Annotated in this window: 8 protein-coding genes; all 8 read left to right on the forward strand. The window is 65.5% G+C overall.

Features of this window, described 5'->3' with window-relative positions; translation table 11 throughout:
- Positions 1-252: 252 nt before the first annotated feature.
- Entirely contained in the window at positions 253-1,854 is a 1,602-nt protein-coding gene (gene ccoN / locus AB7U46_RS14825; protein WP_428337756.1) for a cytochrome-c oxidase, cbb3-type subunit I, read from the forward strand.
- 12 nt (positions 1,855-1,866) lie between these two features.
- Positions 1,867-2,616: a cytochrome-c oxidase, cbb3-type subunit II gene (gene ccoO / locus AB7U46_RS14830; protein WP_428337757.1), complete on the forward strand. Its 750-nt coding sequence runs from the start codon at positions 1,867-1,869 to the stop codon at positions 2,614-2,616.
- 11 nt (positions 2,617-2,627) lie between these two features.
- Complete coding sequence (locus AB7U46_RS14835) at positions 2,628-2,804, forward strand: cbb3-type cytochrome oxidase subunit 3 (RefSeq protein ID WP_428337758.1); 177 nt, start codon at positions 2,628-2,630, stop codon at positions 2,802-2,804.
- A 42-nt stretch (positions 2,805-2,846) separates the two neighbouring features.
- Positions 2,847-3,740 carry a cytochrome-c oxidase, cbb3-type subunit III gene (gene ccoP / locus AB7U46_RS14840; protein ID WP_428337759.1) on the forward strand — a complete coding sequence of 298 codons (894 nt, stop codon included), beginning with the start codon at positions 2,847-2,849 and terminating at the stop codon, positions 3,738-3,740.
- A 311-nt stretch (positions 3,741-4,051) separates the two neighbouring features.
- Entirely contained in the window at positions 4,052-5,503 is a 1,452-nt protein-coding gene (ccoG, locus tag AB7U46_RS14845) for a cytochrome c oxidase accessory protein CcoG (RefSeq protein WP_428337760.1), read from the forward strand.
- A 77-nt stretch (positions 5,504-5,580) separates the two neighbouring features.
- Positions 5,581-6,072, forward strand: coding sequence for a FixH family protein (locus tag AB7U46_RS14850; RefSeq protein ID WP_428337761.1), 492 nt, complete (start codon positions 5,581-5,583; stop codon positions 6,070-6,072).
- Positions 6,073-6,076: 4 nt separating this feature from the next.
- Positions 6,077-8,320, forward strand: a complete 2,244-nt coding sequence (locus tag AB7U46_RS14855; protein ID WP_428337762.1) for a heavy metal translocating P-type ATPase — start codon at positions 6,077-6,079, stop codon at positions 8,318-8,320.
- Positions 8,321-8,329: 9 nt separating this feature from the next.
- Positions 8,330-8,474, forward strand: a 145-nt coding sequence (gene ccoS / locus AB7U46_RS14860) for a cbb3-type cytochrome oxidase assembly protein CcoS (RefSeq protein WP_428337763.1), incomplete at its 3' end; no start/stop codon positions are given.

Genomic DNA, 8,474 nt, shown 5'->3' on the forward strand with positions numbered 1-8,474 from the left:
CGCGTTCGGTTTCCTCGGGGCAGGGTAGCGATTCCGCCCCTGCGCGACTTTGACGCGGATCAACCCGGAGTGGCGCTCCTGCAATATCCGCGCAATATCTGCGGCCAATCCGCCCACCCCTATTACAAAGATTTGATGCAGATCAATGTGGCTGGCATACCCTACCGGCACAAGAGCTACAGTCGGACACCTCACCTCCGGAGCGACTCGCTTTCGGGGCCTGGGGCAAGACAAGACGAAGGGACGCACAACATGTGGGATTATATCAAGCTGATCGCGCTTGGTCTCGTGGCAGTACTCGCTGCCATCGCGGCCAACTACGCGCGCGATCTTCCGTACATGGTGAACGCGATCGAGATCATGCTGGCAGCAGCGCTCGCGTTCATCTGGGTGCTTCGCACCATGGGGGGGCCTAAACCCTCCGAAAACGAGTATTTCGACGGCGTGATCCGCGCCGGCGTGATCGCGACGGTGTTCTGGGGGATTGTGGGATTCCTCGTCGCCGTGATCATCGCCTTCCAGCTCGCCTTCCCGGCGCTCAACTTCGAATGGGCCCAGGGCTACCTGAACTTCGGCAAGCTTCGCCCGCTGCACACCTCGGCGGTGATCTTCGCCTTCGGTGGCAACGCGCTGATCGCGACCTCGTTCTACGTGGTGCAGCGCACCTCGGCGGCGCGTCTCTTCGGCGGCACGGGCCTCGGCTGGTTCGTGTTCTGGGGCTGGCAGCTGATCGTGGTTCTCGCCGCTTCGGGCTATATCCTCGGCGCGACCCAGTCGCAGGAATATGCCGAGATGGAATGGCACGTCGACTGGCTGATCACCGTCGTCTGGGTGGCCTATCTGCTGGCCTTCCTCGGCACGATCTTCAAGCGCAAGGAACCCCACATCTACGTGGCGAACTGGTTCTACCTGTCGTTCATCGTGACGATCGCCATGCTGCATGTGTTCAACAACCTCGCGATCCCGGTCTCCTTCTTCGGTTCGAAGTCGGTGCAGGTGTTCTCGGGCGTGCAGAACGCGATGACGCAGTGGTGGTACGGCCATAACGCGGTGGGCTTCTTCCTGACCGCCGGCTTCCTCGGCATGATGTACTACTTCGTTCCGAAGCAGGCCGAACGTCCGGTCTACTCGTACAAGCTCTCGATCGTGCACTTCTGGGCGCTGATCTTCCTGTACATCTGGGCCGGCCCGCACCACCTGCACTACACCGCTCTGCCGGACTGGGCCTCGACCCTCGGCATGGTGATGTCGGTGATCCTGTGGATGCCCTCCTGGGGCGGCATGATCAACGGTCTGATGACGCTCTCGGGCGCCTGGGACAAGCTCCGCACCGACCCGGTGATCCGCATGATGGTGGTCTCCGTCGGCTTCTACGGCATGTCGACCTTCGAAGGCCCGATGATGTCGATCAAGGCGGTGAACTCGCTCTCGCACTACACCGACTGGACCATCGGTCACGTCCACTCCGGCGCTCTGGGCTGGAACGGCATGATCACCTTCGGTTCGCTCTACTTCCTCGTGCCGAAGCTCTGGGCGCGTGAGCGTCTCTACTCGCTCAAGCTGGTCAGCTGGCACTTCTGGCTCGCCACCATCGGCATCGTGCTCTACGCCTCGTCGATGTGGGTGACCGGCATCATGGAAGGTCTGATGTGGCGCGAAGTCGACAGCCAGGGCTTCCTCGTGAACGCCTTCGCCGACACCGTGGCCGCGAAGCATCCGATGTATGTCGTGCGTGGTCTGGGTGGCGTGCTCTACCTGACCGGCGGGCTGATCATGGCCTTCAACCTCTGGGCCACCGTCGCCAAGCAACCGCGCGTTGCGGCTGCTTCGGTCGCCGCTGTTCCGGCCGAATAAGGAGACCAGCAGATGGCAATTCTGGACAAACACGGCGTCATCGAAAAGAACGCCACGCTCCTGCTGATCTTCGCCTTCCTCGTCGTCACCATCGGCGGCATCGTGGAGATCGTCCCGCTCTTCTATCTCGAGAACACGATCGAGAAAGTGGACGGGATGCGCCCCTACACGCCGCTCGAGCTCACCGGCCGGGACATCTATGTGCGGGAGGGCTGCTATGTCTGCCACTCGCAGATGATCCGTCCGATGCGCGACGAGGTGGAACGTTACGGTCACTACTCGCTCGCCGCCGAGTCGATGTATGACCACCCGTTCCAGTGGGGTTCCAAGCGCACCGGTCCCGACCTCGCCCGCGTGGGCGGTCGTTACTCGGACGCCTGGCATGTGGACCACCTGACGAACCCGCAATCGGTCGTGCCGGAATCGGTGATGCCGAAATACGGGTTCCTCAAGCACCGCATGATCGAGCCCACCTATATCGAAGACCGCCTGAAGACCGATGAGTTCGTGGGTGTGCCCTACACCTCCGAAATGATCGCGAACGCCAAGGCCGACTTCGCCGCCCAGGCGGATCCCAATGCGGATACCGACGGGCTGCAGGAGCGTTACGGTTCGGCGGCGTTCAAGGGTGGGCGTGACGTCAACGTCCGCAACTTCGATGGCCAGCCCGGCATCTCGGAGATGGACGCTCTGATCGCCTATCTGCAGGTGCTCGGCACGATGGTCGACTTCTCGACCTTCGAACCCGTGGCAAGTCGCTAAGGAGAGTGGGGATGGACTACCATATCCTGCGTGAGTTCGCCGACAGCTGGGTCGCCCTCGGGCTCCTGCTGTTCTTCATCGGCGCCGTGATCTGGGCCTTGCGGCCCGGCTCGCGGAAGGTTCACGACGATATCGCGAACATCCCCTTCCGGCATGATGACAAACCCGCCGATCCCGGCGACCGCTAAGCGGTCGCCCGGACGACGGCGCCACGTTCAGGAGGCGTGGAGATGAGCAAAAAACCGACCCAGAAAAAGGAAGTCGAAACCACGGGTCATTCGTGGGACGGCATTTCCGAATACAACAATCCGCTGCCGCGCTGGTGGCTGTGGACCTTCTACGCCTGCATCGTCTGGGGTGTGGCCTACTCGATCGCGATGCCGGCCTGGCCGATCTTCGCCTCGGGGGCGACGCCCGGGCTTCTGCACAGCTCGACCCGCGCCGATGTCGCGGTCGACATCCAGAAGTATGCCGATGCGAACAAGGGCGTGGAAGAAAAGCTGGTGGCGACGCCGCTCGATCAGATCGCGAACGATCCCGAGCTGGTGGACTACACCCGTAACGCGGGTGCGGCCGTGTTCCGGACCTGGTGCGCGCAGTGCCACGGTGCGGGTGCCGGCGGCAACCCGGGCTTCCCGAACCTGCTCGACAACGACTGGCTGCACGGCGGCACGATCGACCAGATCTATCTGGACGTGCAGCACGGCATCCGCGATCCGCTCGATCCGGACACCAACCCGGCCGCCGCGATGCCTGCGCATCTCGACGACGAGCTGCTCGACCAGACCCAGATCGACGACGTCGTGCAATATGTGCTGAAGATCTCGGGCCAGCAGGCCGACGAAGCCAAGGCCACCGCTGGCCAGCAGGTCTTCGCCGACAACTGCACCGCCTGCCACGGCGAAGACGCGAAGGGCATGCAGGAAATGGGCGCGCCCAACCTGACCGACGCGATCTGGCTCTATGGCGGCGATCAGGCGACGATCACCACCACCGTGGCCCATGGCCGCGCCGGCGTGATGCCGTCGTGGAGCTATGCGCCCGAAGGTGGCCAGCCGCGCCTGAACGACGCGCAGATCCGCGCCGTCTCGGCCTATGTCCACAGCCTCGGCGGTGGTCTCTAAATGAAATTCGGGGGGGCCTCGGCCCCCCCGGGTAGCACCGGCGCCCCGTCCTGTTCGCGCGTTTCCTGGGGGCGCCGGTGTCTTTTTCGGAGCGTCGCTTGCGCCGCAAATCCCCCCACAGATCCGAATCCCTGGATGCCGCGGCTGCCTGTGCAGGCCGCGTGTCCGGCTTTCGATGACGGGTGGTCGCCGTTGCGGAACCGCGCTTTTATCCTGTATCAGAAATCCGCCTTTTTGACGCATGTCAAAGTTTTTCCGGCCCGGGCATACCAAAAGGGACCGAATTTCGCTCAGCCAACGGAGAGGGACCCGTGAGCTCTACCGAACCCACCGACAACACACCGCTTTACGCCGCGCGCGAGCCGGTTTTTCCGAAGCGCATCAAGGGCAGTTTCCGCACGCTGAAATGGGTGCTGATGACGGTGATGCTTGGCGTCTACTACATCACCCCCTGGATTCGCTGGGACCGCGGTCCGGCGCTGCCCGATCAGGCGGTGCTCGTCGATCTCGCCAACCGCCGCTTCTTCTTCTTCATGATCGAGATCTGGCCGCACGAATTCTACTTTGTCGCGGGGCTGCTGATCATGGCGGGTCTCGGCCTCTTCCTCTTCACCTCGGCCGCCGGGCGCATCTGGTGCGGCTATGCCTGCCCGCAGACGGTCTGGACCGACCTCTTCGTGCTCGTCGAGCGCTGGGTCGAGGGCGACCGCAACAACCGCATCCGCCTTTACCGGCAGAAATGGGACGCGGAGAAGATCCGCAAGCGGGTCACGAAATGGACGCTGTGGCTGCTGATCGGTCTCGCGACGGGCGGTGCCTGGGTGTTCTACTTCACCGACGCGCCGACGCTGCTGATGAACCTGCTGCACGGCACCGCCTCGGCCGCCGCCTATATCACCATCGCCGTCGCCACCGCGACCACCTTCGCCTTCGGCGGCTTCGCGCGCGAACAGATCTGCATCTACGCCTGCCCCTGGCCGCGTATCCAGGCCGCGATGATGGACGAGGACACGATCACCATCGCCTATCGCGAATGGCGCGGTGAGCCGCGTGGCAAGCTCAAGAAGGGCCAGACCACCGTCGAAGGGCAGGGCGACTGCATCGACTGCAATGCCTGCTTCGCCGTCTGCCCGATGGGCATCGACATCCGCAACGGCCAGCAGCTCGAATGCATCACCTGCGGGCTTTGCATCGACGCCTGCAACGAGATGATGGACAAGATCGGCAAGCCGCGCGGCCTGATCGGCTACATGGCGCTGAAGGACGAGGCGAACGAGCGCTCGGGCAACCCGGTCATCAACGTCTGGAAGCACATCTTCCGGCCGCGGACGATCCTCTACTTCACGCTCTGGGCCGGTATCGGCATCGCGCTCGTCGTCGCGCTCTTCATGCGCTCGCCGATCGACTTCAACGTCACCCCCTCGCGCGATCCGCTCTATGTGATGCAGGGCGACGGCTCGATCCGCAACATCTACACGCTGCGGCTGCGCAACAAGCATGGCGCCGACACCACCTACAAGATCGCCATCACTTCAGAACATCGTGATGACGCCGATGGGCTCAAGCTCTCGCTCGAGGGGGAGCCGGGTGATACCGTCACCGTGCCGGCCGACCAGCTTGCGACGCAGCGGATCTACATCGATGCGGCTCCGGGGTCGCGTTTCGCGACCCATGACCGCAGCGAGATCAGGATCTGGGTCGAAGATACGGCGGCCACGGATCGTGCCTCGGCGGGAACCGTGTTCAACGGCAAGGAACATTAGGAGTTCGTCACATGGGTCACTGCTCGCTTGGGCCGCTTTGCGTCTTGAACCGGCCGGAGGTGTGGTTTCCTTTCGGGATGGTCGCCCTCGTGGTGATCGGGGGGCTCATCTTCGCCCGGGGCACGCTCACCGGGCGCAAGGTGCTCGCCATCGCGGTGGCCTTCTTCGGGGTGGTGACGGTGGTGAACGTGGTCATGGCCACGCGCGCCGTCGGCACCTTCCCGGGGCTCGAGGTGGAGAATTCCTACGTCGCCTCGCAGACCTTCGACAAGGATCGCGCCGCGCAGGAGGCGCTCGGCTGGGTGGTCGAGCCCAGCTATGACCACGGCGTGCTCTCGATCCTGATCCGCGACAAGCAGGGCCTGCCCGCCGCGGTGAAGGAGATCCACGCGATCGTCGGGCGCACCACGATGGCGGCGGAGGACAAGACCCCCGAGCTCACCTACAAGGGCGGGATCTTCACCGCGCCGGTCGATCTCGCGCCGGGGGCCTGGCTGATCCATCTCGAGGCGAAGGCAGTCGATGGCACCGCCTTCCGCCAGCGGCTCGACCTCTTCGTCGACGGCTGACGCGATGACGGTTGCGCCTGCCGCGAATTCCCTGAACCCGGCCTCTTCCGCGCCCGCCGCGGAGGAGGCCGAACACGTTTCCGCCTCGGCCTGCCCGGCCTGCCTTGCTGCGCCCTCGGCCGAGCAGCTGGCGAAATCGGGCGACATCAAGGGCGCGCGGATCATGCTCTCGCTGCCCACCGCGCATTGCGCCGTCTGCATCACCGACGTCGAGCGCGAGATGGAGGCGCAGCCGGGCGTGCGCTCGGCCCGCGTCAACCTCACGCTCAAGCGCGTTTCGGTCGATGCCGATCCCGGGATCGAACCCGCGGGCCTGATCAAGGCGCTCGCCGGCATCGGCTACGAGGCCCATGAGATGGACCCGGGCATGCTCAGCGCGACCGAGACCGACAAGCAGGGCCGTGACCTCTTGATGCGGATCGGCGTCGCGGGCTTCGCGATGATGAATATCATGATGCTCTCGGTCGCGGTCTGGGCCGGGGCCGAGGACGCGACGCGCGACATGTTCCACTGGATCTCGGCGGGGATCGCGCTGCCGACGGTGGTTTTCGCCGGGCGGCCCTTCTTCGTCTCGGCCTGGGGCGCGCTGCGCCATGGCCGGCTGAACATGGATGTGCCGATCTCGCTCGCGATCCTGCTCGCCTCGGCGATGTCGCTTTACGAGACCGCGCATCACGGCCATCAGGCCTATTTCGAGGCGGCGGTGATGCTCACCTTCTTCCTCCTCGTGGGCCGTTATCTCGATTTCCGCACCCGCGCCGTGGCGCGTTCGGCGGCGGAGGAACTCGCCGCGCTCGAAGTGCCGCGCGCGACCGTGCTGCGCGATGGCGCCGAGGTCGTGGTGCCGGTGGCCGAACTGGTGCCGGGTGACCTCATCCGCATCCGCCCCGGCGCGCGCGTGCCCGCCGACGGCACGGTGACCGAGGGCGCTTCGGAGACCGACCGCTCGCTGCTGACGGGCGAATCGCTGCCGGTCTATGTCGGCCCGGGCACGGTGCTGAGCGCGGGGGAGGTGAACCTCACCGGCCCGCTCACGCTTTCCGTCACCGCCGCGGGCAAGGACAGCTCGCTGCACCGGATGGCCGATCTGGTGGCGATGGCCGAATCTGCCAAGACGAAATACACCTCGCTCGCGGAACGCGCGGCGCGGGCCTATGCGCCGATCGTGCATATCCTCGCCTTCACCGCTTTCTTGTTCTGGGCCTGGATCACCGGGGGCGATTATCGCCACGCGATCAATATCGCCGTCGCCGTGCTGATCATCACCTGCCCCTGCGCGCTTGGCCTTGCGGTGCCGGCGGTGGTGACTTCGGCCTCCGGCAAGCTCTTCCGCAAGGGGCTGCTGATCAAGGAGGGCACCGCGCTCGAACGTCTGGCGGAGGTCGACACCGTCGTTTTCGACAAGACCGGCACGCTGACGATGGGCGCGCCCGAGCCGGAGAACCTTGGCACTCTCGCGCCCGAAACCCTCGCCGTCGCCGCGGCGCTCTCGGCGGGCTCGGCGCATCCGCTCGCGCATACGATCTTCGAGGCCTGCCAGGCGATGGGCGTCGCCCCCGCCGCGCTCGACGAGATCCGCGAAGTGCCGGGCTATGGCGTCGAGGCACGGCGCGGGGCCGAGGTGGCCCGCCTTGGCCGCGCCGATTGGGTCGGTGCCGCGCCGGGCGCGGTGACCGCGACGCATCTGCGCATCGGCACGGCTGCCCCGGTCACGATCACCTTCGCCGACCATCTGCGCCCCGGCGCCGCCGAAGCGGTCGCGGCGCTGCGCGAGCAGGGCAAACATGTGCTGCTCGTCTCGGGCGATGTCGAGGCGGCGGTGGCCGAACTCGCGCAGCGCCTGGGCATCACCGAATGGCGCGCCGGTGCGCTGCCCGCGGAAAAGGCAGCGCTCGTGGCCGAGCTGCGCGGGCAGGGGGCGCATGTGCTGATGGTGGGCGACGGGCTGAACGACACCGCCGCGCTTGCCGCCGCGCATGTCTCGATCTCGCCCGCCTCGGCGCTCGATGCGGCGCGCACCGCCTCGGATATCGTGCTCCTCGGGCAGGATCTCGCCCCGGTTGCCGATGCCGCCCGCATCGCGGTGCAGGCGCGCGCGCGGATCAAGCAGAACTTCGGCATCTCCGCGGTTTACAACATGATCGCGGTGCCGATCGCGCTTCTGGGCTTTGCCACGCCGCTCGCCGCGGCCTTGGCGATGTCCTTCTCCTCGATTACGGTGTCGCTCAATTCGCTGCGGCTGAAGTGAGGCTTTCCGATGTCCGTCCTGACCTACCTGATCCCGATCTCGCTCTTCCTCGGTGGCTTCGGCCTCGTCGCCTTCCTCTGGTCGCTGCGCACGAAGCAATATGAGGATCCGAAGGGGGATGGCGAGCGGATCCTGTCGGATCAATACGACGACC

The organism is Paenirhodobacter sp. (assembly GCF_050177655.1).
Taxonomy (GTDB): domain Bacteria; phylum Pseudomonadota; class Alphaproteobacteria; order Rhodobacterales; family Rhodobacteraceae; genus Rhodobacter.

Bases quoted from the DNA above. Each gene is read 5' to 3' on its own strand.
- ccoN (WP_428337756.1), top strand. From the start codon at position 253: ATGTGGGATTATATCAAGCTGATCGCGCTTGGTCTCGTGGCAGTACTC.
- ccoP (WP_428337759.1), top strand. From the start codon at position 2,847: ATGAGCAAAAAACCGACCCAGAAAAAGGAAGTCGAAACCACGGGTCAT.
- AB7U46_RS14850 (WP_428337761.1), top strand. From the start codon at position 5,581: ATGGTCGCCCTCGTGGTGATCGGGGGGCTCATCTTCGCCCGGGGCACG.
- ccoO (WP_428337757.1), top strand. From the start codon at position 1,867: ATGGCAATTCTGGACAAACACGGCGTCATCGAAAAGAACGCCACGCTC.
- AB7U46_RS14855 (WP_428337762.1), top strand. From the start codon at position 6,077: ATGACGGTTGCGCCTGCCGCGAATTCCCTGAACCCGGCCTCTTCCGCG.
- AB7U46_RS14835 (WP_428337758.1), top strand. From the start codon at position 2,628: ATGGACTACCATATCCTGCGTGAGTTCGCCGACAGCTGGGTCGCCCTC.